Genomic DNA, 26,939 nt, shown 5'->3' on the forward strand with positions numbered 1-26,939 from the left:
AAATGTAAGTGACATTAATTATTTGTGATTGTAATGCATTTGTGAAATTATAGTATTTTGTTCTGTATATTGGAGGCGGTATGCTTAATGGCATTAAGATCAGTACCAAAATCATTATTGCGTTTCTGGCATGTTTTATCTGTTTCGGTATCTCTGCGTATGTGAGCTACCAAGGTATGCAAAACGCGAGCGCCAGTTTTAAAACGTTTAGCAAGTTGTCAAAAGAAACGACCTTGATCGGTCAGATCCAAGCCAATATGTTACAAACAAGGCTAGGGGTTAATGAGTTTCTAGCAACTCATGATGATAAATACATGGCGGAATTCAATAAGAGGCTTGAGAGAACGAAACGACTGCTTACCGATTTGGAAGGCTATCTTCACGACGAAGAAAGTTTACGCCATTTTGCGAAGATAAAAACGGAAGTCGCCGACTATGCGCATGATTTTGATCTGCTACAACAAGAAGTACATGAGTTTGATAAGTCACTCAATGGCACAATGAGGCAGCAAGAAAAAGCCGCATTGAGGGCGATCGAATCATTGCTGGAAGGAGCGCATGATAGTGGAGACGCTGACATTGAGTATTATTCTGCAATATTGATGGAAAAATTCCTGTTTGCCAAAATCGCTGTCTCTAATTATCTCCAAGACCAACAGAAAACCCCTCTATCCGCGCCAAACAGTTACCTCAACAAGCAGCTTCCAGAAGCTGAATCGGCGTTGAAAAAGAGTTTGAAGACGCCAGAACAAAAAGCGCTGTTCTCTCAGTTTGAGAGCGAACGTATAAAATATGGCAAAGACTTTGAGCATGTAGTCGAGCTGAAATCGCAAGAGCAGGCACTGATTCGTGACTTGATTTACCTTGGTGAAGACATTTCAAAAGAGCTAGAAGCGATCAAATATACAGCGATAGAACAACAAGACGTTTTAATCCCTCAACTGCAAGAGCGTAAAGAGCAAACCGTGACTGCCATTTTTATGGCCTCAGCGATCGCTATTCTTATCGGAATCAGTTTCGCAGTTTGGGTGCGCCACTCAATATTAAGCGGAATTTCACGCGTCAAGGTGGTGTCCCAGCACTTGTCGGATGGCAACCTGGCTATCAAGATTGAAAACAATAGTCGTGATGAGCTGGGAGAGCTACTGGATGATATGCAAGTTACCATCGTATCGTTGCGTGATATTGTGAGTGAGGTATTAGGCTCTAGCAGCCGAGCTGGGGTGATGTCAGAGGAGTTATCCCAGATTACTAATACGACCAATGAATCTTCTAAGGCGCTGAAAACTGAAATGGATGGCATAGCAACCGCCGTGGAGCAACTGTCAGCCAGTACGCTAGAAATCTCGACCAGCGCTCAAGGAGCGTCAAACTTTACTCAGCAAGCCACACACAGCGCTGAAGAGAGCTTGAAGGTGGTAGGCCAAACATTGACTGATATTCGGACGATTGAAAACGAAATGACGGCCAGTGTGGAGCAAATCCAAGGCTTGTATCAAGAGTCTATCAACATAGGATCGATACTAGAAACCATTCGCGGTGTTGCTGAGCAGACCAACTTATTAGCGCTGAATGCAGCTATCGAAGCGGCGCGTGCAGGCGATCAAGGCCGCGGATTTGCAGTGGTTGCTGACGAAGTTCGTACATTAGCGCAACGTACCCAAGAAGCCACTCATCAAATTGAAACCTTGATAACTAGCCTTCAAGCTGGGGCTGAAACAGCGACTAACTCGATTACCAGTAGTCATAACAAGGTACTCGAAACATCGGAGCGAGCGATTTCAGCAACCGATAAGCTTGAAGCGATTAAGAGCTCGATCTTTGAGCTTAACGAACTGAATTTGCAGATTGCTGCGGCGGTCGAAGAGCAAAGTTTAGTGGCGAATAATGTCAGCGGTAGTGTCCAAGAAACTAATGAAATATCCACTCAAAATACTCAGTCTGTTGGCGAGATATCTATTGCGGCCAATGAGTTAACAGAAGTGGCACAGAACTTAGACCTGCAGATGAAACGCTTTACCATCAACTAGGTGTTGCTTAATTGAATGCCGCTCATAGAGCGGCATTGATCTAATTGTCACTTTCATATTGGAAAAAAAGTACGACTGTGCTAAAAATAAAGAGACGATGTTTGAGATGGTTGTATGAGTAAAGGCAAAGTAACCCGAGAAAATATTTTAGCCAAAGCGTTTGAGCTTGCGAGTGAGAATGGTCTGGAAAGTCTAACCATCGGGGAATTGGCAAAGCAGTGCGCCATGTCTAAGAGTGGTTTGTTTGCTCACTTTAATTCCAAAGACAATCTGCAGATTTCGGTATTAGAGTTTGCAAATCAGGTATTTACCCAACGCGTCATTGCTCCAGCCCGCGAACATACCGCGATTTCCATTGAGCAAAAACTGACGATGTTGCTTGATAACTGGTTGGGCTGGAACCATTCGTTTCAAGGCAGTTGTATGTTCCTTGATGCGTGGAAAGAAACAGGTGCGGAAGCGCCGCCAACCCAAAAAATGCTGAAAAAAACGATTGCAACCTGGATTGAGTATTTGCGTATTCAAGTTGCTAAAGGGGTGGAGAGTGGTGAGTTTCGCCAAGACCTCGATCCCAAACAGGCCACATTTGAGTTGTATGGTTTGTATTTAAGCGCCCACTTGTTTTACTCCCTACACGGGGAAGAGGCGAGTTATCAACATTTCTGGCAAGGTGTTAGGCGCCTTATCGCCAGCTGGAAATAGAATCGAGTTAAGCTAAGTGTTCGTACTTGGCTTATTATTTAACTTAAAATAGCACGGTCGTTCGCTTTTCTGCCAATGACAAGCGAAGATAGAAAGGACAGTGACCATGAGTGAGAAGATTTACTTTAATACGTCAAATAAATTTAGTGTTAAGAAGAGCTTAGTAAACTTAACTACGAGGCTACATCATACTGTTGCGCCCAATCATGCACAGAAAACTGCACGCAAATTATTGCTGACCCCTGCTCGTACTCAACCAAAAAATGCTGAGCCCCAAGGTTTAGTAAAAGGTGAAGTGGTTTCAAAAGAGGGAACGCTAAAGACGTATCAACTTGGTACTGGACCTGTCTGGGTATTAACCCATGGTTGGTCTGGTAGTGCGAGTCAGTATTACCCTTTGATGGAACATATCGCGAGTCGAGGATTTACAGCACTTGCTTATGATCATCCTGCTCATGGACAGAGCGAAGGCTTGTACGGGCATATTCCTGCATTCGTACACGGCTTAGAGGCCATACTCGATAGCGTAGATGACGTTGCGGGTCTAGTTGGCCATAGCATGGGCACAGCTTCTTCGATCGAATGTCATCATCAGAAATTGGTTGATAAACCCTTTTTGCTGATCGCGCCTGTGTTGGATTATCTTGATAACTTGTTTGGGAGTGTTGCGCGCTCGGGCTATTCGATGAAGCTGTTTAACAGTGTGGTTGCAGAAATTGAGGAGCAGTATCGCTATCCGATTCAATCGGTCGATCCATACAATAAACTAAAACTTCGCACTGCACCGACTATTATTGTTCATGATGAAGATGATAAGTTTACTAAGTTCTCAGTATCCCAAAGAGCCGCTGAAGAGATGCCGAATGTCGAGTTAGTGGCGACTCAGGGGCAAGGTCATGGACGTGTGATGAAATGTTCCGAAGTGATGCAAACTTTTGATAGATTAAGTGTTATTCAATCAAGCTGATGATGGGAACTTATTAATACTATTCATTAACTTAACATTGTTAACCACATTTTTGATGTGGTTAACAAATTTGCAATGAAAAATATTTCCAAATGGGTATGTGTGGGATCATTTGCTATGCCACAAGGCCCTCATAAGGAAATATAATAATGAATAGAAATGATAGTGTCCCTTTGCCCAACAATACCCGAGAATGGTTTTTTAACCGCAACAGTATGATTATCTTGGCAGATGTTGCACTGTTTGCGGTCATGTACTTTACCCTTCCATTTGATCCTCAAGTCGTATTGGGGATCTGTATGCTAACGTTTATCGCCATTTTATGGCTGACGGAAGCGCTTCACGTTACCGTGACCGCAATCTTAGTACCCATCATGGCAGTGTTGTTTGGGGTGTTTGATACCCAAACAGCGCTAAACAATTTTGCCAACTCAATTATCTTCCTATTCTTAGGGGGCTTTGCTCTCGCAGCTGCAATGCATCGACAAGGCTTAGACAAGGTTATTGCAGACAAGGTGTTAATCCTCGCCAAAGGTAAAATGAGTGTTGCTGTATTTATGCTATTTGGTGTGACCGCTGCGCTGTCAATGTGGATCAGTAATACGGCCACGACAGCAATGATGCTCCCTCTGGTTCTTGGTGTTTTGAGCAAAGTGAACTCTGAAAGTGGTCACAAAACCTATGTGTTTGTTCTGCTAGGTATCGCGTACAGTGCCAGTATCGGTGGCATTGCAACGATTGTGGGTAGCCCTCCTAACGCAATTGCTGCGGCAGAAGTTGGCTTAACGTTCACTGAGTGGATGAGCTTTGGCGTGCCAACAACATTGGTACTATTGCCTGTGGCTATTGCTGTATTGTTCTTCGCACTTAAGCCCGATTTAAACGGTCAGTTCGAACTGAATCGCGAAGCAGTCAATTGGGATAAAGGGAAAATTGTTACTCTAGCCATTTTTGCCGCCACGGTTTGCTTATGGATTTTTAGTAAGCCTATTAATGCAATGCTAGGTGGCTACGCTAAGTTCGACACTGTCGTTGCTCTCGGGGCGATCGTCGCTGTTAACTTTGCCCGAGTTGTACATTGGAAAGATATTGAAAAAACGGCTGACTGGGGAGTATTACTCCTGTTTGGTGGTGGTATCTGTTTGAGCAATGTGCTGAAGGCGACCGGTACGAGTGTCTTTTTGGCTAATGGCCTAAGTGACATGATCGCCCATTTAGGAATTTTCTTTATAGTGGCTGTGATTGCCATTTTTGTTGTGTTCTTGACTGAATTTGCCAGTAATACAGCCAGTGCGGCGCTGCTCATTCCAGTTTTTGCGAGCGTCGCTGAAGCGTTTGGTATGTCTCCGGTAATCCTGTCGGTATTGATTGCTGTCGCGGCGTCTTGTGCCTTTATGCTGCCAGTGGCGACACCGCCGAATGCGATTGTATTTGGCTCAGGTCATATCAAACAAAGTGAAATGATGCGTGTCGGTATTTTGCTGAACCTTGCTTGTATTGGCGCGTTGACCTTTATCGCTCTAAGTTTCTGGGCGTAACCTCCCTAACCAAAGACAGCGCTACATAGCGCTGTCTTGTTCCAACTTTAGAGATAATTCTCAGCAATCTTCTGCCAACCCTCTTCTCCGATAACCTGCATTATTTGTTTGACCGATGATGGTGAGAGTTCACCCGTTGCTTCAAAGGTAAAGTTTGCGACGAGTTTATCTAGGCTTGAGCCAGCCTCTGTTAATGCGTTATCAATATTTAGCCAAAATGCCGGACCCTTGACATAAAACAGTGGGTAATACTGCTGCATTCCTTGTGCAGAGACTTTCTGGTGAGCTTCGAGCAGGCCTGTACTTGCTAGCGGGAAAGATTGCTTAAATTGTTGCCACTGCGTATCAGCACTCACAAAAGAGTAAGAGGTTTTCTTAAGTGATTTCATGGCGTAATACTCAGCCAGACTTTCGGAGGCCCATAGAGGTGTAGATTGCTCAATCATGTGCATCGATTCATGGGCGGCGATTTTAAGTAGCATTGGCATTGAATCAAAATCTAGCTTCCCGTTTTCTTGGAGCGCGTTGACTAATATCGTATCGCTGCCGGCAGCGCCACTAACACTTCCCGCAGTTTTATCACGAGCGAAAAACGCGACATTCCAACTACGTGTAGCTCTTTGTGGGTAGAGACTCACCAAGTATCGAAGCTGGGTTTCGAATGCAGGTTTCCATTGTTCAATGGCGTCTAACACTTGCTGAGTGTCAGAACTGATTTCAACTTGATATCCGTTAATATCAAGCGATATCGGGGTTAACCCTCCTACTAAAAATAGTGGCGGCTGTGTGGTTTTCGGCATTATCTGCTTTTTGCCATTTGGCAAGATGATGTTTGCGTCAATGGGCTGCTGGTCGTGATTTACGAAACGAGGTAGCGAATTAAACTCACTAATAAAAAACCAGCCCTTATCAGCCGAGTAGCTATCTAACTGCTCTGCGATATCAAAGCCATGCTGATCAACTTCCGCCAATGACAGTGTCCAACTTACATTCGTACATGTTAAATCTGTATTGTAAGTTGCTATGTTTTGTTCACCAGTGGATGTCTCGCAGATAAGCGATGGCTGAATATCACTTTGCATTGTGCGTGCGGGAATAACTTGAAATTGGGTGAATGCACTGGTGTTGACGCTAACGGTTACTACAGAAGGGTCGAAAGTGTGCTGTTTCACTTGATAAGTGAGTGTATTGAGGCTGGGTTCGGTTAGAAGCGCAGATGTTAAAGCGACAGAGAGTATGGCAGACATAAAAAAGTTATTGAGTGATAAAGTCGGTTGGAGTGGATGGAACTCAATTAAGTTCCATTTTTATTCTCTTTGGCTGCTCTTTAGCGATGCGTTTTCTAAGCCAGCAAATTTAGTTGCCCAGTTCTTCAATTGGGAGAGTGTCTACTTTGATGTCACCATTATTTAAATCAACAATGGCGTGATAAATAAATTCGGGGTCACCGTAATGCTTAAAGGTGAAATGGTACTGCTTTGCGGGTGTCCACAATTGGCTAGGTGGTGCGGGCATAATGTCGTAACCGTCTTGTTGATAGAGTTCCGTTGCCATCACGTAAGCGAGCGCGAGTTGTTGCTCTTCCTTCCTATCTATCGTGGGTTCAAGTGATGGATTTGCTGGGTAGCTTTCTCCATTAAAACTCATCAGGCGATAAGCGCCATTACTCCATACAATGAAATCCTGCCAGCCATTGCGATAACTATCAGCTAGGATGACCGGTGGTTTGACAACTGTCATGCGAGAAATCACCTTGCCTGACTGATCGAATATAAAAGCTGAGCATCCACCGCTGCCACAAAAATACCTGTCTTGCATTAAAACAATGGTTTCTTGCTGCCCATCTTGGTTTAGATCGGCACTGCCCGTTAAGTAGCGCATATCGCTAGCGTCGAGCTCGATGCCCTCCGATGTTAGCAGTTGTTGACTAACCCAAGTGGTGACATCCAGTGCAGCAGGTGACGTTTTGGTGTGATTGGTTTCTATGTCAGGAGAGGGAGATGAGCAACCTGCCACAAGAAAGGTGGCGGTGAGCAGTGAGGTGGAGACCAAGCGATGAGCCATAATAACGAACCAATCAAAGTGAATGTGATTGATAGTATACGCTGCTCCTTTTCTCACTATCTAGTGGAGAAATAAAAAAGCTGGCGCACAGGGTGGCCAGCTTTATAGGTAACATCAGGTATACGTTATTCGCTTTCGCGGTTAAAAGCCCATGCGTACATCAGTTCTAATGCCACAGTTGCACCTGCAAGCGCTGTTAAGTCGCTATGATCATATGGAGGTGAAACTTCAACGACATCCATACCGACAATGTTTACTCCGGCTAAGCCACGTAAGATTTTTAGCACTTTGTCTGAGTTTAATCCGCCGCAAACTGGCGTGCCTGTACCTGGTGCAAACGCAGGATCTAGACAGTCGATATCAAAAGTGACGTACACGGGCTTATCACCAATAATATCGCGCACTCGAGCCACAATGTCTTCTGCACTCAGGTCATTGGCTTCCATTGCGTTAATGACATTGAAACCATGATCTTCTTGATCATACTCGGTACGAATACCGATCTGTACTGAGTGCTTCGGTGAGATTAAACCTTCATTTGGAGCATGGAAGAACATAGTGCCATGGTCATAGCTGCTGCCATTCGCATAAGTATCAGTGTGGGCGTCGAAGTGAATCAAGGCCATTTCACCATGATGCTTAGCATAAGCACGTAAGATTGGCAGAGTGATGAAATGGTCACCGCCAAGCGCTAACATTGTCTTACCGCTTTTTAAGATTTCGCTAGTTGCAGCTTCAAGGCGGTAGGTAAAGTCTTCTGCGTCGCCGCAGTCGAACACCAAATCGCCAGCATCAATCACTTTTGCACGCTCAAATACGTTAAAGTTCCATGGGAATTTGTTTCCTTCCCATGCAAGGTTAACGGATGCTCGGCGGATTGCATCTGGGCCCATTCGCGCACCAGGTCGGCCTGATGTCGCCATATCTAGTGGCACTCCAAGTACGACAAGGTCAGCGTCTGATGAGACCGGATTGCGCAGATACGGTCTGCGCATGAAGCTCATCGAGTTTGAGTAGAGTGAATAATCAGTCTTAGTGAACAAATCATTCATTTAAAAATCCTCTAAGTAGGTGTAGCCCGTTAGGCCACCCTCTAATTCTTCTAGTACGGTTTGCTGCTCACGTGCATCGACGCGTTCAGCGACTAATTCACGGTAGTTGCTGCGAATCTTATCTACATCGATGTGAACGTAGCGCATCATATCTTCAACACTATCGCCTTCATCGATTCGCTCGATGATCGCTTCACCATTTTCATTTACATTGACGACAGCACTGTGCGTATCGCCAAATAGGTTGTGCATGTCGCCAAGGATCTCTTGGTAAGCGCCGACTAAGAAAAAGCCCATTAGGTATGGCTTATCTGTTGTCCAAGCAGGCACAGGCAGAGTGGTTTCAATGCCTTGGCCTTCAACATACTGTTCGATGGCACCGTCTGAGTCACATGTGATGTCGAGCATCACCGCACGTCGATCTTCGACGTTTTCTAACCCTGATAGCGGCAGTACGGGGAATACTTGATCAATACCCCATGCGTCAGGTAGCGATTGGAATAGCGAGAAGTTTACAAAGAACTTATCCGCTAAACGTTCGTTCAGCTCGTCCAAAATCGGACGGTGGAAACGGTTTTTCGTGCTCATCTGGCGGCTCAACTCGAAATAAATTCTTAGTGAAAGCTGCTCAGCCCAAGCGCGTTGATGCAGGTTAAGTAATCCCATCGCGAACTGAGAATGCACTTCCGCCAAATCGCTTTGCGTATCGTTGTAAATCTCAATCAGAGCACGAGCGTTGCTGCCATCTTGCAAGTTCTCCCAGTTGCGCCACATGTTCTGTAGCAATGTTGGGTCATTTGCATCCGGTGCAGAGACAGTCTCTGGATGGTACGCCTCTGTGCCAATCACGTTTGTGATCAAGACCGCATGGTGTGCAGTCAATGAACGACCTGACTCAGAGATGATCACAGGCTCTGGCTGTTCGTATTGCTGGCATACATCGCCAACGGTGCTGACAATATTGCGCGCGTATTCGATCAAGCCATAGTTCATCGAGTTAGACGATTGGCTACGTGTACCGTCATAGTCCACAGCAAGGCCGCCCCCAATATCAAAGAATTGGATGTCTGCGCCCATAGCGCGTAATTCGCAGTAGAAGCGCGCTGACTCATTCACACCATTGCGAATATCGCGGATGTTCGCCATTTGCGAGCCTAGGTGGAAATGCACCAACTGCAGGGCGTCTAGCTGCTCTTCTTGTTTTAGGCGTTCAATCACGGTTAATACTTGAGATGCCGCCAAACCAAATTTGGATTTCTCGCCACCGCTTGATTGCCATTTGCCAGCACCTTGTGATGCAAGACGAATACGAATACCTAAGCGAGGTTTAACACCTAGGCTTTTGGCTTCTTTCAGTACTAGGTCAAGCTCTGACAGTTTTTCTAGTACGATAAATACTTTATGCCCCAGTTTTTCGCCAATCAGCGCCAAACGGATGTATTCGCGGTCTTTATAGCCGTTACATACGATCACTGAGCTCGCTTTTTGCGCCAGCGCTAGCACGGCAAGCAGTTCAGGTTTACTGCCTGCTTCTAATCCCAACTGTTTGGTCTCTAGCTGTGCTTGGCTTTCCAGAATCTCATCGACCACCTCTTTCTGTTGGTTCACTTTAATTGGGTAAACCAGCAGGTAGTTATTCTTGTATTGGTACTCTTCAATCGCTTGGTTAAATGCGTTACAGATACCATGCACACGTTGATGCAGTATCTGTGGGAATCGAACCAAAACCGGTAGGTTGAGCTGCTTCTCTTCCAATTGGGCAACAATGTTGCTTAGTGGAATTTGATGCGCTTGGTCGCTACGAGGTGATACATACACCTCGCCTTGGTTGTCGATGCCGTAGAAGCCTTGGCTCCAGTAATGAACGTTGTAATCAGCACGAACACGATCGAGTTTGGAAATGTTTTCCACATCTAGTCTCACAAAGAATAGGGAGAGTGATACATGAATCAGAAGGACCTGAAATCATACCTGACGCGGCGCGAGTTAGAGTTCGAATATTGCCGGGTCGAGCGCATTAACGGACAAAAAGGCATCAGAGTCTAACAAAATAAATTTGTCGAAAAGATAGCCTAAACTGCATATTCTTTTTCGCTTTATCTAGTCTGTTTTTATTCCCACGATTAATCCAATCAACAGCCTTTATTTGCGAAAGTTGAGCCGTTAAAATGGGCTCAAATTGATTACTTTTGGAAGAACCATGGCAAAACTGACACTTCAAGAGCAGATGCTAAAAGCAGGCTTAGTGAACGAGAAGAAACTGAAGAAAGCGAAGAAAGGCTCAAAAAAATCTCGTGTACAAGCACGTGAAGTTAAAGCTGCAGTGGAAGAGAACAAGCGTTTACAGCAAGAGCGTGACAAAGCATTAAGTGAAGAGCAGAAAGAGCAGCGTCTATCCAAAGAGATCAAGGCGCAGATTAAACAGCTTATCGCTATGAATACCATCGAGCAGAAAGATGGCGAGATAAAATACAACTTTACAGATGGAACGCTAGTCAAAGCACTGTATGTTGAACCGCTTACTCGCGATCAGCTGGCGAAAGGTATTTTGTCTATTGCCCGCACGGATGATACTTACGTGGTGATTCCAAGTAGTGTGGCGAAGAAAATTGCGATGCGTGATGAGAGCGTTATCATTGAACAAAACGCGCCAGCAGAAGATATTCCTGCGGAAGATGACCCGTATGCTGACTTCGTTGTACCAGATGACTTGATGTGGTAATTACTCCACTTTAAGAATGTAAACGACGCTCTACCTCAGTAGGGCGTTTTTTATAACTGGACGAAAATGTTGCTCGCAGCCAGATGAAAGCTAATAAAAAACCAGCCACTAGGGCTGGTTTTTTGAAATCTTAGAAAATCGACGTTTAAGTCAATCTAAAATTATAGTACTTCTACGTTAGCAGCTTGAGGACCTTTTTGGCCTTGCTCAACTTCGAAAGCAACCTTTTGGCCTTCAGCTAGAGTTTTGAAGCCTTCGCCAGTGATAGCACGGAAGTGAACGAATACGTCAGCACCGCCGTTTTCTTGAGTGATGAAACCGAAGCCTTTCTCTTCGTTAAACCATTTTACTGTGCCAGTAGTTTTGTTAGACATGATGTGTCCCTTGTATAAGTTTAATTAAATGTTTGGTGCGCTGAAAAATTGAACTATTAAATGTAACTATGAAGCTAAGGGAAAATCTAACTGTACTGCAGCAGAATGGCTAGCATTCTGAATGATTTACTTTTACTTGAGTTTCACTAATAACCCTGAATAACAGAGCGACGCCATAGTATGCCAGCGCCCTGAAGTAGTAAAGGCTTATTTTCCGTATTGGCGATATTCGTGATCCAATTCGGTAATAAACCCTTGCTACCATTAGTACACCATCAATAAGCTACCGATTGATTATCACGCTAGCTTTTTAAAGATGATTGAAGTATTGATGCCGCCAAACGCAAAGTTATTGCTCATCAAATACTCCACCTCTAGGTCGCGACCTGTACCAGTAATATAGTCTAGGTGGCCACATTGTTCATCTAAAGTTTCGAGATTTAGTGTAGGACTAAACCAACCTGTGTGCATCATCTCAAGGCTCAGCCAAGCCTCGATTGCACCACATGCCCCAAGAGTGTGGCCAAAATAGCTCTTGAGCGAGCTGATTGGCACTTTACCTAACGCGTTGGCAGTCGCATTACTTTCAGCAATATCACCACGGTCTGTGGCCGTACCATGTGCTGAGACGTAATCGATTTTTTCAGGTTCGATGCCAGCGTCTTGGAGCGCCATTTCCATACATATCTGCATGGTTTCCATTTGAGGCTGAGTGACATGGGCGGCATCACAGTTGCTGGCAAAACCGATAATTTCGGCATAGATTTTAGCGCCGCGAGCTACTGCGTGCTCATATTCTTCTAGAACGAGCGTGCCAGCGCCTTCACCGATCACTAATCCATCTCGGCCTGCGTCGTAAGGACGAGGGGTCGACTTTGGTGATTTGTTCTTTAGGCTGGTTGCAAATAGAGTATCAAATACCGCAGATTCGGTTGGGCAAAGTTCTTCACCACCGCCCGCCACCATGACGGTTTGATAACCATGTTTGATGGCTTCATAAGCGTAGCCAATCGCTTGACTGCCAGAGGTACACGCGCTGCTGGTTGGGATAACGCGGCCTTTCAATCCAAAGAAGAGACCAACATTCACTGCTGCGGTATGCGGCATCATCTGGACGTAAGTTGTCGCAGTGATCGCTTTGGTCGTTTTCTCATTGAGCATGACGCCGAAAGATCCAATGGCATCGGTACTGCCTGTGGATGAGCCGTAAGCAATGCCAGTTTGACCGTTGGTCAGTACTTCATGACCGATTAAACCTGCTTGGTTTAACGCGTTTTCTGTGGCAACTGTTGCCAGTTTTGAAACGCGACCCATACCTCGTACTTGTTTGCGCTTGTAGTGCTTTGGTAGCTCAAAGTTATCTACAGGGGCTGCCAGCTTAGTGTTTAGCCCTTCATACTGCTCATAGGATGGCATGTATTGAGTGGCGTTTTCGCATGCGCGAAGTCTTGGTTCAATGGACTCCCAGTCATTACCAAACGCTGTAACGCCCGACATTCCAGTCACAACGACGCGGCGACTCATACTAGGCCTCCATTGACAGAAATAACTTGTCGAGTGACGTAGCCTGCGATGTCTGACATTAGGTAGCTAACCAGTCCTGCGACTTCTTCAGGCTCTCCCATACGACGAAGTGGGATTTGAGGCATCGCATGCTCTTTGACATGTTCATCGACCATGCCAGTATCGATAAGGCCAGGAGCTACGCAGTTAACGGTGATTTTACGTTTCGCCAGCTCAAGAGCTAATGATTTAGTGGCACCAATCACCCCAGCTTTTGCGGCACTGTAGTTGGTTTGACCACGGTTGCCCATCAGGCCAGACACAGAAGCTAAGGTTACGATGCGACCACCTTTTCGTTTCTGAACCATTGGCATTACGCAAGGGTGGAGTACGTTGTAGAAGCTATCAAGGTTGGTGTGGATCACGCCATCCCACTCTTCTTCTGTCATCGCTGGAAAAGCTGTGTCGCGCGTAATGCCAGCGTTATTGACGACGCCGTAGTATGCACCATTCTCTGCGATGTCTGATTCGAGCTTTTCTCGACACTCTTCGCGATTGCTAATATCAAACTGAATCAGTCGGCCGTGACCGCCATTTTCTTGGATGGTATCTAAGGTCTGTTGAGCGCCCTTTTGGTCACCCATATAATGTACTGCAATGGTAAATCCATCCTTCGCAAGTTGGATGGCAATAGCCTTGCCAATGCCTTTACTGGCACCTGTGACTAAGACGTTTCGGGTCATTGTTGACTCCTGGTTTTCATTTCTTCTAATTTTTCTGTTGATGGAACGTAAACGTTGAGCTGGCAAGTTGCAATCGTGTTACCTTCGCTCTCAATACGTGCGGTGAACACGGCCATGCCGTTATCTTCCATCATCTGTTCTGCGTAAATGTCTAGCTGTTGGCCAGAGGCAAATACGTCGCAATGCGAGTTGTAGCGACGGCTGCCAAGAAGGAAACCAATCGGTGGCTGCTGGCCTTTCTGCTTTGCGTGGTAGCCTGACCATGCTGCGACGGATTGAGCCATAAACTCAATGCCAACATAGGCTGGAACTGTTTGGGATTCAGTATCAAAAAATGGGTTCTTAGGCCCAATATCCACCTGACAATGGATAGTATCTTGCTGGATATCTAACGCACGATCAATCAAGATCATGGGCTCATCATGAGGCAGTAGCTGCGAAATGCAAGGATAGTTAGTCATGGGTATAACCAAAAATGAGACTAATGTTATTACCACCAAAAGCAAAAGAGTTACTTAAAATGGCTTTGCCTTCGAGTTGAGCAGGCTGTTCGACTAACGATATTTCGATGTCATCTGCTTTGTCTTGGCAGTGTTGTAGTGGTAAGAGTAAATTGTATTTCAAAATATGCCAGGCTATCGCAGCTTCAGTCGCACTGGCTGCGCCAAGTGTATGTCCAGTTAGTGGTTTGGTAGAACTAACGGGAACCGAGCTGCCGAAGACGCGGTAAATAGCTTTACTTTCCATGCTGTCATTTAGTGGTGTCGCTGTTCCATGAGCGTTGATATAACCCACGTCGCAGGCGGATAATCCGGCGTCTTCTAGTGCCTTTCGCATGGCTTGCTCTGCCCCGTTTCCTTCAGGGTGAGGCGCTGAAATGTGATGAGCATCAGAGCTATCACCCGCCCCGAGGAGTGCGATTTGGGACGGTTGGCGACTTAGCAACATGAAAGCTGCGGACTCACCAATGTTAATGCCATTGCGTTGACCATCGAACGGTCGGCAGAGCTTATCTGACAGTGCCTCCAATCCATTAAAACCATTCAACGTGAGTCGACAAACTGTGTCGACACCACCCACGATAACGGCATCAACGAGACCACTTTGTAACAAGCGCTTGGCGCTAATAAAAACACGACCGCTCGAAGAGCAGGCTGTTGAGATAGAGTAACAAGGGCCAGTAACCCCAAAGTATTTGGCGACAAAGTCGCTGCTGTTACCTAACTCTTGTTTACGGTAGTGGAACTCATCCGGAAACGCGCCTTGTTTATGCTTATAGTCAATGGCCTCTTCACCGTCGGATATCCCAGAGGTACTGGTACCCACAATAACGGCAACACGACTGTTGCCATATGTCGCTATCGCATCCTGTACACTGGGTTCGATTTGCTGCAAAGCAGATAAGGCTAATCGATTGTTACGTGTGTCGAAGTCACAAAGAGGAGCGGGAATGCTGGGCAGTGATTTCACAACACGTCCAACGACAGTCGAGCGCTGGCTATTGAGTATGGTATCGTCTTGTACCATGTTAGATGCTCGTTGGCCTGCTAGACATTGGTGGATAGTGGAATGGTCATCACCCATTGCAGAGTGAAAGCCACAATCTTGAATATATATATGTGTTGATGGGGTTGTTGTCATGCTAGCTGTCTATGGAGTCAATGGCGTCTTGCTGTATTGCAGCGTTTTTATTGTAATGGTGTAGTCGTCAGATAACTGATGGAACCGAATATCACCAGCAAGCTTATCCTCGCTGCTGTATTGGATATCAATCACTTTTTCCCCTTGGCTATCGAAGATGACTCTCGAATTGCCGTCGTCAATAAGTTGCCACCTTACCTTATTTAATGGGGCTTCCCAAGCGGAACTCGGCCAGAGCGTGATCATTAGATTAAATAGTACTTGTTCTGGTTGAGGAAGTACCCCGTTTAGTCCCGCGAGTACGTCGGTCGTAATCGTTTTCCCTTGATAATCAAGAGATAGAATGCGCGTTCCCCATGAGGAGAAACCAGCGAGTACTAGCTTTTCCTCGCCGACTTGCAGCTGAACTGGAAGTTGCTCGCTGCGCTGTGATGAGCTCGTGCGCCAAGTAGCGTTTATCAACTGGCTGGCTGTTAACGAGTAGCCGAGTTGCTCTGGCAACGGTAGCTCCACCGTAATATCTTCAGCTAACTGAACTTGCGGAGGTGCAGATGCAGGGCTGCTCGCGCATCCAGATAGCAGGATAGTTAACGCAATAGCACTGAGTGTTTTTAATTGAGATTGAATACTCATTGCTTCTCCCTAGTAGGTTGTATTGCAAGTGGTGACAGTAACCATGCGACAAAAATACCGCTCAACACTGTCATTCCAAAACTGTGTATTGCATGAGTATCGCTCAGAGCCAATAGACCAAACGACAGTAAGGTGGTGAGGGCTGATAATGTAATTGCGAGTAAAGTGCTTTGACTACGAGCCTTCTCAGCAAAGAACAAAGTGTAATCAATGCCAATGCCGACGATAAGAATGAGCGCCAACAGGTTAAATAGATTCAGCGTCGAGCCAACGGCAGACGCGGCGGCTAAGCCGGATAGACATGCGATTAGAGACGGTAAAACAATACGTATAGCGTGGTGCACGCCATATCGTTTGATGAGTAGCGCGGTGATGATGCTAATCGCGATGGCGAGCAATTCCATGACCTTAATTCGGTAGTCGGCAAACAGTGCTGAGATCTCTTGCGCTTTGTTAAGGTAACTGATGTGGGCATCTTTTTCTGCCCAACTCATTACCGCTTCTACGTCATTCAGTTCGTTTAGAGTGACTACGCTGGCAACTTGATTGTCTATTTCTCCTACGTAAAGAAAACGGACAGGCTCCGAGACCAAATTAGATAAGTAATCTTGTAGTGTGACAGGAGAATACGTGCCATCAAATCTAGGTGTTGATGTTAACCCTAAACTTGCTGCTAGTGTCGCTCCTTGAGTCGCATAGAGTCGCTCAATTACCTGGAAGTCTTGTTGCTGTTTCGTTTGTGAACTCAGGTATTGGCTAAGACTCTGATAGCCTTGAATCACGCCTTGTTGCTGCCACAGCTCTAATGAAGGCGTGATTGATTCCAGCTTTTGCATCAGCATTTCATCGTCGTCGGCGGTAACGACCAGCATCTGTTGAGAAGATTGCAAACCGCTGAGTTCGCTAATAAAGGTTTCTTGCTGTTTCAAGTTTTCCGGCATGGCTTGAAGCTGACGGATATCGTCATCGTAGCGCATTTGACTAAGTGGGTAAGCTGCGGCTACCAAGCAGACTAGCGGCAGAGCAAAACGAGAGGTTGGTTTGGACCATAGGTTTAACCACCATTGCCATATTGCTTTGCCCGGTAAGCTACGTGATTGACTTGGCTTAACCGCCAATATTGGGTACCAAGCAACAACGGTGATATACGCAGCGACAAGACCTATGGATGAAAACAGAGCTAACTGCTGTAAGCCTGGGAAAGGGGCGATAAGCATGCCAAGATAACCGATTAAGCTGGTCGCTAAACCCATCGTGATGGCGGCAAAAATATGTTGCAAACCTTTGTGACTGTTCCATTTCCCTCCATCTGCGAGTCGCTCAGTCAAATAGTGAAAGGCGTAGTCAATGGAAACGCCAATCAAACTTGCACCAAAAACCAAGCTAAAGAGATGCACGCGACCAAATAACCAAGTGGTTACCGTTAATGCGGCCAATAAACCGATGGAAATCGACAGCAATGCAAGTGCTAAAGGGGTAACGCTACGAAACACTAGCGCAAATAATGCGATCACCCCAAGAAGCGAAAATAAACCAATGGTGCTGATTTCAGATTTAGCACTTTGAGTACCGAATTCAGCGTAGAACAAAACGCCCGTATGGTAGATGGTTGCTTGATATTCGGTTGTGATTTGTTTCTCGATGCTTTCAACCGTGGACACACCCTGCTGTGCTGCCAAACTATACGGTGACTGGTTAAGTGTTGCAGTTACGAGTACATAACGCTGGCCTTGGTAGTCGGTGGTTAGGAATCCTTGCTGCAAAGTGAACGCTGAATTTTGCTTTGAAACTTGGGTCAGATAATCGCGAAACAGCAAAAATGGATCGTTTACTAGCTCTTGCCCTGTCACCCCTGAAAACGGATTGTAGATAGACTGAATCACCTGTTGGACTTGAAGGTGAGGCTGCTCACTCAGTCGTTGGCGCTGTTCGGACGTTAGTTGCTGAAATCGATGTTCGAAGTAGTATTTTGCCCACTTTTGCTGTTGTTCTGGGGCGAGTTCCCCTGTGACTTGGCTAAATAGCTCAGTTGCACGCAGTTGATTAGCCAATTGCTTGGCCGCCGTGAAAATAGACTCATCTTTAGGTGCAGTGAGGACAAAGACAACCTTGTCGCTCATGTTACTTGATACCGCTTCGAAAGCTTGCTCAGCAATTGGGTTTTGTTGGTTTTTTGGCAGCAGCTTGAGAATATTGGTTTCAATCGGAGAGTGCTCTGACGCAAACCACTGTTTGCCGAGTAAGGCAAAAAAAGCAGCCACCATCAGTAACCAAACCAGCGCAATCTTGCCCTGATTCAGTTTGTGATTAGAAACTAAATTGTGCTTGTTCAGCATCAGTCAGACCTTGTGGCTCTGAAGTTTGGTTAGTAAAAGCAATTTCGGTCTTGTCCCCACGGAGTTCTTGTAGCTCTAAGTGCTCGATATCGTCTCGACCTTTTAAGGTTATGTGCTGAAAAACCGCGTTCAGCGGGGCCTTAATCGGAGTCAGTATGATATTCCAGCTTCCTTCTTGCGTTGAAAAGCTGATCGTGAACTGCTCTTTTAATGCTTTGGTGTCACCGTGGAATACGGCGAGAAACACATGACTGAAATAGAACGCCATAGGATTTTCTTGAGCGGTAATCGTTTGAGGATCTTGACCTGCAAAAGTTTGGCGCAGTTTGTCTTCGGTTAAGACGAGATGAACCGGAAAAGGCGTTTCTTGTTGCCAGAGTAAACCATGGGACTTGCTTAGGGTAAAGGTACCCTGGGAACTTAATGGCTGGTCAAACATCTCTAAATGACGAGATTGTGTAAAGTCGCCACGTACCGTTTCACTTTGGGCAAGCTGTTGTTGTAGGGAGTTGAGATCCGTTACTTGCGCCAAAGCAAACGGGGATAACGCAATCAACGCTAGCGATAGCCATTTTCTCATGATGTTAAGCTCCCACTTTTGTGCCACTGGTCCACTTTGTCGATAAATACTTTTGGAGAGGCAAAGCACATTTCTTGCTCTTTGATGGAAACGGCGACTTGAGTGGTGTGGGCTTTGCACATTCTCTGATTCGTTTGGGCGTCATAAATGACGTAGTCGACGCGTAAGCGGTTTTCCCATTCGGTTAGCTTAGCGTGGACACGGATTTTATGGTTGAAAGGGATAGCCTTAACATACTTAACTCGCGTATCGATGATCGGCCACATATAGCCTGACTCATTCATCGCTAGGTAGTTGTAGTCGATTTTATCCATCATCACACGGCGCGCTTCTTCAAAGAAACGGAAGAAATTGCCGTGATAGATAACGCCCATAGGATCAGCATCTTGAAATGAGGTGACGATGGTCACCTCAGATTCGAGCGGAAATAGAATCTCTTGATCCATTACGCCTCCGGATAAAGTGACCAGTGGCGTTGCTGGATGCGATCGATAAAGTGACGTAAGTCGTGCTCAAGCGGGCGATCTTCTGCAACAAACTCGAATTCGCTCAGCACAGCATCGCGGATCATCTTGAGGTTATCACTCATATGATGTTCGTCTAGCTCGTTATGGCGGCGGCGGATTTCAACCGCTTGGATACTTGCGAGCAGTGAAGCTGCCGCGACCTGTTCTGTTAACTCTAGAACGCGCAAACAATCTCGTGCAGCAATGGTGCCCATACTGACTTTATCTTGGTTATGACATTCGGTTGAGCGCGAAAAAACACTCGCAGGCATAGTGTGCTTGAGGGCTTCGGCCGTCCAAGCCGAAATACCAATCTGAACCGCTTTAAAGCCATGATTGATTGGTTTACGTTCGCCTTCTGCACCGGTTAAGTTGAACGGCAAGCCGTTGTTGAATTTGTAATCCATCAACTGAGCCATTTGACGATCAAGCAGATCGGCGAGGTTAGCAATGCCCGTTTTTAGGGTGTCCATTGCCATGGCGATATGGCCGCCATAGAAATGACCACCGTGTAATACGCGTTCGTTATCACCATCGATGATTGGGTTGTCGTTGGCGCTGTTCAATTCGTTTTCAATCATTGAGCGCAGCCAAGGTAATGAGTCTTGAACCACACCAATTACATGTGGTGCGCAGCGCAGAGAATAACGGTCTTGCAGACGATCACTATTGCGCGGTGGACGCTCGGCTTTTAAGTCATCACGTAACCAGGCGGCTACCTGTTGCTGACCTGGGTGAGGCTTTACCGCAAACAGAGCTTCATCAAAATGGAAATCGTTGCCATGCATACCCACTGACACCATAGCCGTAATTTTGGTGCAAAGCTGAGCAAGGTATTCAGCGCGTTTGTAAGCTAAACAAGCGAGTGCGGTCATTACTGATGTACCGTTCATCAGTGCTAAACCTTCCTTCGGTTTCAGATGAATTGGTGCGATCCCGAGCTCTGCGAACACGTCAGCCGTTGGGCGCACTTCACCTTTGTATAAAACGTCACGTTCACCAATCAAAGCCGCTGCTAAATATGATAGGGGAGTTAAGTCACCGCTGGCGCCCACAGAGCCTTCTTGAGGAATACGAGGTGCAATGTCTTGGTTAATCAAAGTGACGATTTGATTGAGCAAATCATGAGTAACGCCAGACACCCCTTGAGATAGAGAGCATAGGCGCGTCGCTAATACGGCTCTTGCTTGTTCGTGCGTTAAGACTTCGCCTAAGCCACAGCCATGGAAACGGGTTAAGTGGAGCGGCAGTTCATCAACCAATTCTGGTGGAATTGCTACAGTACATGAATCACCGTAACCTGTCGTTACACCATAGATGACTCCTTCTTCTTTGAGTAGGCGTTCAAGGAAAGCAACGCCACGATCAATCTTCGCGGTAAATTCATCCGAGTTGTTGAGTTGGGCATTTGAGCCTTGCGCAATAGCAACCACGTCTTCAATGGTGAGTGCCTGGGCGCCGAAGGTAATAGCGTTATTGTTTTGCGTTGTCATCTTGCTGATTACTTAGAGTCCAAAAATTGAAAAAATTATACCACTGCAGAGGAGCTTGCAGGGTGTGATGTTCGAGTCGATTAGCGTAGCGTTGAACCACTTCTTCTAATGCTTGCTGACGCTCTTTGCGCGGGAGAACGATCTTGTCGCTGAAATGCTCGAAATAAACGTTAAAGTGCGGAGTTGTACTTGTATCATCGCGTAAGCCAAACAGCAGATATACAGGAGCTTTTAGCACAGAAGCGAGCATGAATGGCCCTTGTGGGAAAGGTGCCGGTTTACCGAGAAAATCTGCCCATACCGAGCGGCTTTCTTTGCTGGTGGAAGTACGGTCGCCCACGATGACTACCCATTCGCCTTGTTCTATTTTTTGCTGCAGAAGGATAGCGGTATCCGGCCCCATAGAGCTGACTTGAATTAGATTCAGCTCTGAGTTTGGGTTAACCGCTTTCATCACAGTATTGAAGCGCTCGGCATGTTCAGTAAAGACTAGAGCGTTAATTTTGATATCTTTATGGCGTCTGCCAAGTGCCCTACATAGCTCAATATTGCCAAGATGTGAGCCCAAGATAAGCACACCTTGTTTTCGCTCGGCCATATCCTTAAATCGCTCTTGACCATGAATGGTGAGATTATCAACGTTGAAATCGCCCTTCCAAGCGGCAAGCTTATCTAGCATAGTGTGACCAAAAGAGAGCAGGTGGTGATAGCTATCAAGGGGCTGGGTTAACTCAATCCCTTTTTCCTGCGTATACGCTTTAAGCTGCTTTAGGTAGATTTCAGACGCGAGCTTGGCTTCTTTGCCTGTGTAGTGGTAGTAACGCATCACCAATTTTAAAATCGCGTTAAATGCTTTACGACCTAGCAGGCTGTATATCGCCAGCATCAGTTTGATACCGATTATCGTGCCTTGCTCTTGGCGTTTCGACCAGTGAGCGTTTGAAGTTTTCGTTCTCTTTCTTGCTAAAAGCTTTGGAATACGTGGCAGCATGCCAAAAAACAAGCGCGTGTGCATCCAGCTGATTTTGACGTTGTCCCACAGAGCATCGAAGTGGGATATCCCACCCTCGGGGTAAATCACGCGAGTCTCAACAAAATCGATCTCCATGCCTTCCCAATACATGCGCACTAGGATTTCTATGTCAAAATCCATCCGGCTACCGATGTCGTACTTGTTAAGCACAGCGATAGTGGCGTTGACCGGATAAGCTCTAAAGCCACACATACTGTCTTTAATGGCGAAAGAAAGCGTCTCGATCCACACCCAAATATGGGTCGCGTATCTGCCATATAAACGAGCTTTGGGAACGCTGTCATCGTAGATAGGTTGGCCGGAAATGAGGTGTTTAGGCTGGCTCTTTGAAGCATCAATCAATTTTGGCAGTGCTTCAACATCATGCTGGCCATCAGCGTCAATTTGAATCACGTGACTGTAATCAAGCTCATGTGCTCGGCGGATCCCTGCCATCACAGCGCCGCCTTTACCTTGGTTTTCTGCCAAAGTAATCAAAGTGACATTGTCTTGACTAGTTAACTCATTTAACGCGTGTTTTGTTTCGCTGTTACTGCCGTCATCAACAATGATAAAAGGGTAATCAAAAGGCTTTAGTGATGACACCACGGCAGCGATTGTGCTGCCATGGTTATAGCAAGGGATGAGGAAACAGGGTTGGTAATTACTCACTTTTCTCACCTAGTTTCATTTTCCCAGATGAGTGAGTCACGATTTGTTCGTCGTGAAGAGAGCTATATTTGAAGGTCAGCTTTTGTTTGGACTCATCCCAAGAGAGTTCAAGAGTCACGTTCATATCAGGTCGAATTGGTTCTTGGAATTTGATTACCTCCATGTCTTTGAAGACGCTTGGAGTTTGAAGGGTCTCAATCGCATAGTGAAGGGCCCAGTCGATTTGGCTTACTCCCGGTAAGAGCGGAAAATGGGCAAAATGACCACGAAAGTCCAAGATGTCCGCATCGACCTTAAATTCAAGGACAGCGTTATTCTCTTTAACTTCTGTTCGGGTGATGGTTGGTTTTCTCTTTTCCATATAATGGTCAAACTTAGCTTATTGGAATTGTTTTTCTATCTCGGCAACTTGTCGTTTGCCTTGGCTGTTCAGTGGGATCTCGTTCATCACACGAAACTTTCTAGGAATTGCTATTGGCTCTAACCAGTCGCGCAGTGCTTTGCGTAACGCGATCCAGAACTTTCCCTTACCTAATGAGGTTATTTCTTTCTTACCTTCTTCAGTAAGGACAATCACAGCATATAGTGCAAGACGATTTCCTTGCATCATAGTAATGACAGCGCTTTCATTAATCCAGTTCAGCTGATCAAGGCGTTTTTCAACCTCGACGAGTGAAATTCTTTTCTCTTCGACTTTCACCACTCGATCTGTTCGACCGCGAAGTTCGAAGTGAAGCTCGTCATGGAAGTGGCATTCATCGGCGGTTTGATACCAATTGTCGCCGTCGATATGAGGGGATTTAAGTCGAAGACATTGCTCACTATTTAACTCGGCGCTGATGCCCGGAAAAAGTTTCCATGGCGAGGATGCAAGTTGTTGCTTACGATAGGCAATACCACCGGTCTCAGTACTGCCAAACACTTCGATTGGCAGCTGGCCAAATATTGCTTGGCTGTGCTGGGCAGCTGCGTGAGGCAAAGGACCACCTGACGAGAACATTGCACGTATAGCGGCTGTTTGGTGCCCTTCATTCAGACGCTTGAGAAGAGCAGGACTACTAATCAGTGTGGTATTTGCACTGGCATGCTGAATGACCTGTTCTGGGAACTCTATGTTTCTGGTTGCAAAAGCACGTCCAGCGCATAGGGGCCACAGAAGGCGGAACAACAAACCATAGATATGTTGATGAGAAACAGTACTCTCAATGCGTGAGTCAGTGAGTTGCGCGCCCCATAGTGATTCTAAGATCTCTATCTCAGTCTCTAATTGGTGGAGGCTCTTCACTATCGCTTTGGGTTTTCCGCTTGAGCCAGAAGTAAACAGCGTGAGGATGATTTCAGCCGTTGAGAGAGCGGTAAATTTCAGATCTTGCTCATCACAGTCGCGCACTAAGGTTTTGCAATCAATTTGCTCAAACGGATTTATAGCATCATCATGCAACAAGAGTTCGAAGTGCTCACTTAGTTCTCGAACCGCTTCAGGCTGGTAATTTCCAGGTAAAACGAGCGATTTGCCTGCAAAGCAAGCAGCGAAAAAGCCAACTGCAAACAAATAGCTATCGCCAAAGCACAGGGCTACTTGTGTGGCTGAGTGACGCTTTAGAGTGATTGCATTGTACGCGACATCATTTTTGAAACTTTGCCATGTGATTCGTCGGTCATCGGCAAAAGCCACTTCACACTCATTATTTCTAGAGCAAGTAAAGAGATGACTGATGGGTGAAAACGATGCTGTATTAAGGCTCATTAACTAGGAATTCCTACGAACAAACTGGCGTACTATCCATTCGATTACAAACAAGCTACCTGCGAGCAAGTAGCTAATGAATCCATTATAGAGTGTCCATACTTCTAACGGTTGGAAACAGGTATAAAGCGCGACAAACCCATTGATAACAAAGAAACCACACCATACCTTAGTAACACTGCGAGTGTAGCGAACGCCACTGGCAGGCAAATCGGGCTCTTGTAAACGGGCTAATCGTTCGATCAATGTTTGTGGTTGTTTCAAACTACTCGCAAATAATATGAGCATGCAAAGGTTAACCACGACAGGATAAAAGGTTAGCCACCCATGCTGTTTAAAGAGCACACCAAGACTAACTAATGTGATACCTGTAAGAGCACTTATCTGTGCGACTTGTTTGAGTTCTTTAACTCGGCTGCGCTGAGCCGTCAGTACACGAACAACCAAGGCGGCGATAAGCAATATCCCCACCAAGGAAAGGCCATATTTATCTATGCCGAAGTATACGGCGAATGGATAGGCGAGTAAGACAACTGCGGACAGAGCTGTCAGCAATTGACGCATTATGCTTCCTTAAGAAGCTCTGTTACCGCATTTACTACGTCATCAACTGTGCGCACAGTGCTAAACTCTGCTGGTTTGATTTTTTTGCCTGTAACGTTTTGCAGGTGTACGACTAGGTCTACAGCGTCAATGCTGTCTAAATCTAAATCTTGGTAAAGGTGTGCTTCAGGCACGATATCCGCAGCTTCAATCTCAAATAATTCTTCAAGTGCATCTTTAACTTGGTTAAATACTTGTTCTTTGTTTACATCTGTCATGAGAAAGTACCTACGAATTATTCGCTAACTTGCGAAGAAATATATTTTGCTAGATTGCTGACCGAAGCAAAATGTTCGCGTGTATTTGAATCATCAGCGTCGATGACAATATTGTATTGTTTTTTGATGGCTAAACCCAGTTCTAGCGCATCAATTGAATCCAGGCCTAAACCGTCACCAAATAACGGCGCGTCAGTCTCAATATCTTCGATTGTGAGATCTTCAAGATTCAATGCATCAATAATAAGTTGTTTAATTTCGTTGTGTAATTTTTCCACTGGGACCTGCTTGTGACTATTGGTTTTCTGGAAAGAGGGCTTCACTTAAATGCTGCTGCAAACGTCGTGCTGCAATATTAGGTGATGTAGTTTGCTCTATAAATGGCTTAACCTCAACTTTATCCTTAACTTCAACGAGGAAAAAGGGCTTGGTTGGGGGGACTTGATACCACTTTTTCTCTTTTGTGAGAAAACTCGGAGTTACCGTAATATGTACTAGACGCAAATCGGTTTCTGTTCTTACAGCGATTTGAGCCGACCCTCGCTGCAACTTGGATTCTACCCCTGGAGTCGTTCTCGTACCCTCAGGAAATACCAGTAGCACATTTCCGCGATCGAAACGTTCGTTACAAATTGAGAGCAAGTCGTCAGGCGTTTCGTTTGGAATATACCCCGCTGCCTTGACGATGTGTTTCATAAATGGGTTTGACCAGATTGCGGATTTCACCAAACAATCGCAACGCTCAAGTTGAGAAGCGATCAACACATAGTCTATTAAGCTAGGGTGGTTGGCGACGATAATACAGTCGCGATCAGCTTTTAGTTTTTCCGCGCCTACAATTTTATAATCAATCGCGCCTGTGAACTTCATCAAGCGACAGAACATATCAAAGCTACGCTGAATTGCTCCCTGAACTCGATACTCTCGTTCTGTTTGGTTTTTGCTGGTTAAGCGTATATAAGGATTAGCAACAAAGCTTAGGCTTAATCCTCCTAAGCCAAAGACTGCGAAGCAAAAACCCGTTGCGATCACGCGCCAGTATTGATTGAGCTTATTCACTATCGTTGCCATACCCATGTTTGTTTATGAGAATCAATGTGCCACGACGGGGCGTCAGAGATGTAGTGACGAATAAAATCTAAGCCTTGCGGAAATGATGGCGTTGTTGCTGAATCTGTGGGTTGATTGCTGATAGAAATCGCATTTCCAGAGCTCAGAATCAAACCTAGAGCGTAGCCCTGAAAATCTTGTTCTTCATATTGGCTGTACACTTCAGGCAAAGGCTCATCAAAATCTATTACCATCACTTTGCTATTCGGGTGCGTATTTAGATACAGCCAGGCTTCAATTAGGGCACTTTGAAAAGTATTGTCACTTGCAGCAATAGAGGTAAGGGGAATAGGTTTTTTCGTTGCTATCGTTGCCAGGCCTGCGGCGGTGTTGTGTACAGATTGAGAAAAGGCCATAGGAGAGGCATCTTCGCCAGAGATGATTTCTTCGATCAGTTTTGCACTGCGGGCAAGCTCTCCATGACGACTCGCAAAAACCAAATAATCAACATCATGCTGTTCAAGTAACTCGATGCTGGTTTGGACTGCCAGCTTACTCAAACTACTCATTCTTCGGCGCATCATAGCAGGAATGGCGCTCACCTGTGCTTTACCGTCGACGGGCCATTGTAAGGTTTGAGACCACTGTTGCCACTCTTCAGGAAGAGCTAAACCATATGAGTGGGCTAACCATGTATCGATATTAAATGAGAAATTTAAGTCTGAATTTGGCATAAGATATTGAATTGTCGGT

General features: G+C 45.8%; 27 protein-coding genes. 5 read left to right on the plus strand and 22 right to left on the minus strand.

Annotated elements, in window-relative coordinates; genetic code table 11:
* The first annotated feature begins 80 nt into the window (after nt 1–80).
* From AC4MRV_RS02540 to AC4MRV_RS02555, 4 genes are all read left to right on the plus strand, one after another.
* The gene (locus tag AC4MRV_RS02540) at nt 81–2,030 is read left to right on the plus strand and encodes a HAMP domain-containing methyl-accepting chemotaxis protein (RefSeq protein WP_491185850.1); all 1,950 of its coding nucleotides are present in this window, start codon (nt 81–83) and stop codon (nt 2,028–2,030) included.
* A gap of 114 nt (nt 2,031–2,144) precedes the next feature.
* Nucleotides 2,145–2,732: a TetR/AcrR family transcriptional regulator gene (locus AC4MRV_RS02545; protein WP_491185851.1), complete on the plus strand. Its 588-nt coding sequence runs from the start codon at nt 2,145–2,147 to the stop codon at nt 2,730–2,732.
* A 106-nt stretch (nt 2,733–2,838) separates the two neighbouring features.
* Nucleotides 2,839–3,699: an alpha/beta fold hydrolase gene (locus AC4MRV_RS02550; protein WP_491185852.1), complete on the plus strand. Its 861-nt coding sequence runs from the start codon at nt 2,839–2,841 to the stop codon at nt 3,697–3,699.
* A 149-nt stretch (nt 3,700–3,848) separates the two neighbouring features.
* Nucleotides 3,849–5,237, plus strand: a complete 1,389-nt coding sequence (locus tag AC4MRV_RS02555) for an SLC13 family permease (RefSeq protein ID WP_491185853.1) — start codon at nt 3,849–3,851, stop codon at nt 5,235–5,237.
* A gap of 47 nt (nt 5,238–5,284) precedes the next feature.
* Here the strand turns inward: AC4MRV_RS02555 and AC4MRV_RS02560 are convergent, their stop codons facing one another.
* The 4 genes from AC4MRV_RS02560 to speA form a co-directional block, all read right to left on the minus strand.
* Nucleotides 5,285–6,484 (minus strand): hypothetical protein, encoded by a 1,200-nt coding sequence (locus tag AC4MRV_RS02560; protein ID WP_491185854.1) that lies wholly within the window; start codon nt 6,482–6,484, stop codon nt 5,285–5,287.
* A 109-nt stretch (nt 6,485–6,593) separates the two neighbouring features.
* Nucleotides 6,594–7,301: a COG3650 family protein gene (locus AC4MRV_RS02565; RefSeq protein ID WP_491185855.1), complete on the minus strand. Its 708-nt coding sequence runs from the start codon at nt 7,299–7,301 to the stop codon at nt 6,594–6,596.
* Between the two features lie 125 nt (nt 7,302–7,426).
* Nucleotides 7,427–8,353 carry an agmatinase gene (gene speB, locus AC4MRV_RS02570; RefSeq protein ID WP_491185856.1) on the minus strand — a complete coding sequence of 309 codons (927 nt, stop codon included), beginning with the start codon at nt 8,351–8,353 and terminating at the stop codon, nt 7,427–7,429.
* Nucleotides 8,354–10,264, minus strand: coding sequence for an arginine decarboxylase (gene speA, locus AC4MRV_RS02575; RefSeq protein ID WP_491185857.1), 1,911 nt, complete (start codon nt 10,262–10,264; stop codon nt 8,354–8,356).
* 289 nt (nt 10,265–10,553) lie between these two features.
* On the opposite strand from speA, the gene AC4MRV_RS02580 reads away from it, so the two are divergent.
* Nucleotides 10,554–11,075: a DUF2058 domain-containing protein gene (locus AC4MRV_RS02580; protein WP_491185858.1), complete on the plus strand. Its 522-nt coding sequence runs from the start codon at nt 10,554–10,556 to the stop codon at nt 11,073–11,075.
* Nucleotides 11,076–11,236: 161 nt separating this feature from the next.
* Here AC4MRV_RS02580 and cspE read toward each other — a convergent pair whose 3' ends face one another.
* The 18 genes from cspE to AC4MRV_RS02670 all read right to left on the minus strand — a co-directional run bounded on the left by cspE (nt 11,237) and on the right by AC4MRV_RS02670 (nt 26,920).
* On the minus strand, nt 11,237–11,449 hold the full coding sequence (cspE, locus tag AC4MRV_RS02585) for a transcription antiterminator/RNA stability regulator CspE (protein WP_005473978.1): 213 nt from the start codon (nt 11,447–11,449) through the stop codon (nt 11,237–11,239).
* A 297-nt stretch (nt 11,450–11,746) separates the two neighbouring features.
* Nucleotides 11,747–12,973, minus strand: coding sequence for a beta-ketoacyl-ACP synthase (locus AC4MRV_RS02590; protein ID WP_491185859.1), 1,227 nt, complete (start codon nt 12,971–12,973; stop codon nt 11,747–11,749).
* Nucleotides 12,970–13,695: a 3-ketoacyl-ACP reductase FabG2 gene (locus AC4MRV_RS02595; protein ID WP_491185860.1), complete on the minus strand. Its 726-nt coding sequence runs from the start codon at nt 13,693–13,695 to the stop codon at nt 12,970–12,972. Before AC4MRV_RS02595 ends, AC4MRV_RS02590 begins: the two co-directional genes overlap by 4 nt.
* Nucleotides 13,692–14,156, minus strand: coding sequence for a hotdog family protein (locus tag AC4MRV_RS02600; RefSeq protein ID WP_491185861.1), 465 nt, complete (start codon nt 14,154–14,156; stop codon nt 13,692–13,694). The genes AC4MRV_RS02595 and AC4MRV_RS02600 overlap by 4 nt, the downstream gene beginning before the upstream one ends.
* A complete protein-coding gene (locus AC4MRV_RS02605) occupies nt 14,149–15,336 on the minus strand; it encodes a beta-ketoacyl-[acyl-carrier-protein] synthase family protein (RefSeq protein WP_491185862.1) in 1,188 nt (395 codons plus the stop codon). Before AC4MRV_RS02605 ends, AC4MRV_RS02600 begins: the two co-directional genes overlap by 8 nt.
* A 9-nt stretch (nt 15,337–15,345) precedes the next feature.
* Nucleotides 15,346–15,969, minus strand: a complete 624-nt coding sequence (locus tag AC4MRV_RS02610; protein WP_491185863.1) for a DUF3261 domain-containing protein — start codon at nt 15,967–15,969, stop codon at nt 15,346–15,348.
* The gene (locus AC4MRV_RS02615; RefSeq protein WP_491185864.1) at nt 15,966–18,305 is read right to left on the minus strand and encodes an MMPL family transporter; all 2,340 of its coding nucleotides are present in this window, start codon (nt 18,303–18,305) and stop codon (nt 15,966–15,968) included. Before AC4MRV_RS02615 ends, AC4MRV_RS02610 begins: the two co-directional genes overlap by 4 nt.
* A complete protein-coding gene (locus AC4MRV_RS02620; RefSeq protein ID WP_491185865.1) occupies nt 18,277–18,885 on the minus strand; it encodes a LolA family protein in 609 nt (202 codons plus the stop codon). Before AC4MRV_RS02620 ends, AC4MRV_RS02615 begins: the two co-directional genes overlap by 29 nt.
* The gene (locus AC4MRV_RS02625; RefSeq protein ID WP_491185866.1) at nt 18,882–19,331 is read right to left on the minus strand and encodes an acyl-CoA thioesterase; all 450 of its coding nucleotides are present in this window, start codon (nt 19,329–19,331) and stop codon (nt 18,882–18,884) included. The genes AC4MRV_RS02620 and AC4MRV_RS02625 overlap by 4 nt, the downstream gene beginning before the upstream one ends.
* Nucleotides 19,331–20,884 (minus strand): HAL/PAL/TAL family ammonia-lyase, encoded by a 1,554-nt coding sequence (locus AC4MRV_RS02630; protein ID WP_491185867.1) that lies wholly within the window; start codon nt 20,882–20,884, stop codon nt 19,331–19,333. Before AC4MRV_RS02630 ends, AC4MRV_RS02625 begins: the two co-directional genes overlap by 1 nt.
* On the minus strand, nt 20,865–22,568 hold the full coding sequence (locus tag AC4MRV_RS02635) for a glycosyltransferase family 2 protein (RefSeq protein WP_491185868.1): 1,704 nt from the start codon (nt 22,566–22,568) through the stop codon (nt 20,865–20,867). The genes AC4MRV_RS02630 and AC4MRV_RS02635 overlap by 20 nt, the downstream gene beginning before the upstream one ends.
* Nucleotides 22,561–22,929, minus strand: a complete 369-nt coding sequence (locus AC4MRV_RS02640) for an ApeI family dehydratase (protein ID WP_491185869.1) — start codon at nt 22,927–22,929, stop codon at nt 22,561–22,563. Before AC4MRV_RS02640 ends, AC4MRV_RS02635 begins: the two co-directional genes overlap by 8 nt.
* A gap of 18 nt (nt 22,930–22,947) precedes the next feature.
* Nucleotides 22,948–24,315, minus strand: coding sequence for an AMP-binding protein (locus tag AC4MRV_RS02645; protein ID WP_491185870.1), 1,368 nt, complete (start codon nt 24,313–24,315; stop codon nt 22,948–22,950).
* Nucleotides 24,316–24,318: 3 nt separating this feature from the next.
* Nucleotides 24,319–24,879 (minus strand): COG4648 family protein, encoded by a 561-nt coding sequence (locus tag AC4MRV_RS02650; RefSeq protein WP_491185871.1) that lies wholly within the window; start codon nt 24,877–24,879, stop codon nt 24,319–24,321.
* Nucleotides 24,879–25,136 (minus strand): acyl carrier protein, encoded by a 258-nt coding sequence (locus AC4MRV_RS02655; RefSeq protein ID WP_491185872.1) that lies wholly within the window; start codon nt 25,134–25,136, stop codon nt 24,879–24,881. Before AC4MRV_RS02655 ends, AC4MRV_RS02650 begins: the two co-directional genes overlap by 1 nt.
* Nucleotides 25,137–25,153: 17 nt before the next feature.
* A complete protein-coding gene (locus AC4MRV_RS02660; RefSeq protein WP_491185873.1) occupies nt 25,154–25,414 on the minus strand; it encodes a phosphopantetheine-binding protein in 261 nt (86 codons plus the stop codon).
* A gap of 16 nt (nt 25,415–25,430) precedes the next feature.
* Nucleotides 25,431–26,195: a lysophospholipid acyltransferase family protein gene (locus tag AC4MRV_RS02665; protein ID WP_491185874.1), complete on the minus strand. Its 765-nt coding sequence runs from the start codon at nt 26,193–26,195 to the stop codon at nt 25,431–25,433.
* Nucleotides 26,195–26,920, minus strand: a complete 726-nt coding sequence (locus AC4MRV_RS02670) for a beta-ketoacyl synthase chain length factor (protein ID WP_491185875.1) — start codon at nt 26,918–26,920, stop codon at nt 26,195–26,197. Before AC4MRV_RS02670 ends, AC4MRV_RS02665 begins: the two co-directional genes overlap by 1 nt.
* Nucleotides 26,921–26,939 lie beyond the last annotated feature (19 nt).

It is taken from the genome of Vibrio sp. (genome assembly GCF_984391705.1).

Coding starts and splice junctions, on each gene's coding strand:
- AC4MRV_RS02540 (WP_491185850.1), top strand. CDS start 81: ATGCTTAATGGCATTAAGATCAGTACCAAAATCATTATTGCGTTTCTG.
- AC4MRV_RS02545 (WP_491185851.1), top strand. CDS start 2,145: ATGAGTAAAGGCAAAGTAACCCGAGAAAATATTTTAGCCAAAGCGTTT.
- AC4MRV_RS02550 (WP_491185852.1), top strand. CDS start 2,839: ATGAGTGAGAAGATTTACTTTAATACGTCAAATAAATTTAGTGTTAAG.
- AC4MRV_RS02555 (WP_491185853.1), top strand. CDS start 3,849: ATGAATAGAAATGATAGTGTCCCTTTGCCCAACAATACCCGAGAATGG.
- AC4MRV_RS02560 (WP_491185854.1), bottom strand. CDS start 6,484: ATGTCTGCCATACTCTCTGTCGCTTTAACATCTGCGCTTCTAACCGAA.
- AC4MRV_RS02565 (WP_491185855.1), bottom strand. CDS start 7,301: ATGGCTCATCGCTTGGTCTCCACCTCACTGCTCACCGCCACCTTTCTT.
- speB (WP_491185856.1), bottom strand. CDS start 8,353: ATGAATGATTTGTTCACTAAGACTGATTATTCACTCTACTCAAACTCG.
- AC4MRV_RS02580 (WP_491185858.1), top strand. CDS start 10,554: ATGGCAAAACTGACACTTCAAGAGCAGATGCTAAAAGCAGGCTTAGTG.
- cspE (WP_005473978.1), bottom strand. CDS start 11,449: ATGTCTAACAAAACTACTGGCACAGTAAAATGGTTTAACGAAGAGAAA.
- AC4MRV_RS02590 (WP_491185859.1), bottom strand. CDS start 12,973: ATGAGTCGCCGCGTCGTTGTGACTGGAATGTCGGGCGTTACAGCGTTT.
- AC4MRV_RS02595 (WP_491185860.1), bottom strand. CDS start 13,695: ATGACCCGAAACGTCTTAGTCACAGGTGCCAGTAAAGGCATTGGCAAG.
- AC4MRV_RS02600 (WP_491185861.1), bottom strand. CDS start 14,156: ATGACTAACTATCCTTGCATTTCGCAGCTACTGCCTCATGATGAGCCC.
- AC4MRV_RS02605 (WP_491185862.1), bottom strand. CDS start 15,336: ATGACAACAACCCCATCAACACATATATATATTCAAGATTGTGGCTTT.
- AC4MRV_RS02610 (WP_491185863.1), bottom strand. CDS start 15,969: ATGAGTATTCAATCTCAATTAAAAACACTCAGTGCTATTGCGTTAACT.
- AC4MRV_RS02615 (WP_491185864.1), bottom strand. CDS start 18,305: ATGCTGAACAAGCACAATTTAGTTTCTAATCACAAACTGAATCAGGGC.
- AC4MRV_RS02620 (WP_491185865.1), bottom strand. CDS start 18,885: ATGAGAAAATGGCTATCGCTAGCGTTGATTGCGTTATCCCCGTTTGCT.
- AC4MRV_RS02625 (WP_491185866.1), bottom strand. CDS start 19,331: ATGGATCAAGAGATTCTATTTCCGCTCGAATCTGAGGTGACCATCGTC.
- AC4MRV_RS02630 (WP_491185867.1), bottom strand. CDS start 20,884: ATGACAACGCAAAACAATAACGCTATTACCTTCGGCGCCCAGGCACTC.
- AC4MRV_RS02640 (WP_491185869.1), bottom strand. CDS start 22,929: ATGGAAAAGAGAAAACCAACCATCACCCGAACAGAAGTTAAAGAGAAT.
- AC4MRV_RS02645 (WP_491185870.1), bottom strand. CDS start 24,315: ATGAGCCTTAATACAGCATCGTTTTCACCCATCAGTCATCTCTTTACT.
- AC4MRV_RS02650 (WP_491185871.1), bottom strand. CDS start 24,879: ATGCGTCAATTGCTGACAGCTCTGTCCGCAGTTGTCTTACTCGCCTAT.
- AC4MRV_RS02655 (WP_491185872.1), bottom strand. CDS start 25,136: ATGACAGATGTAAACAAAGAACAAGTATTTAACCAAGTTAAAGATGCA.
- AC4MRV_RS02670 (WP_491185875.1), bottom strand. CDS start 26,920: ATGCCAAATTCAGACTTAAATTTCTCATTTAATATCGATACATGGTTA.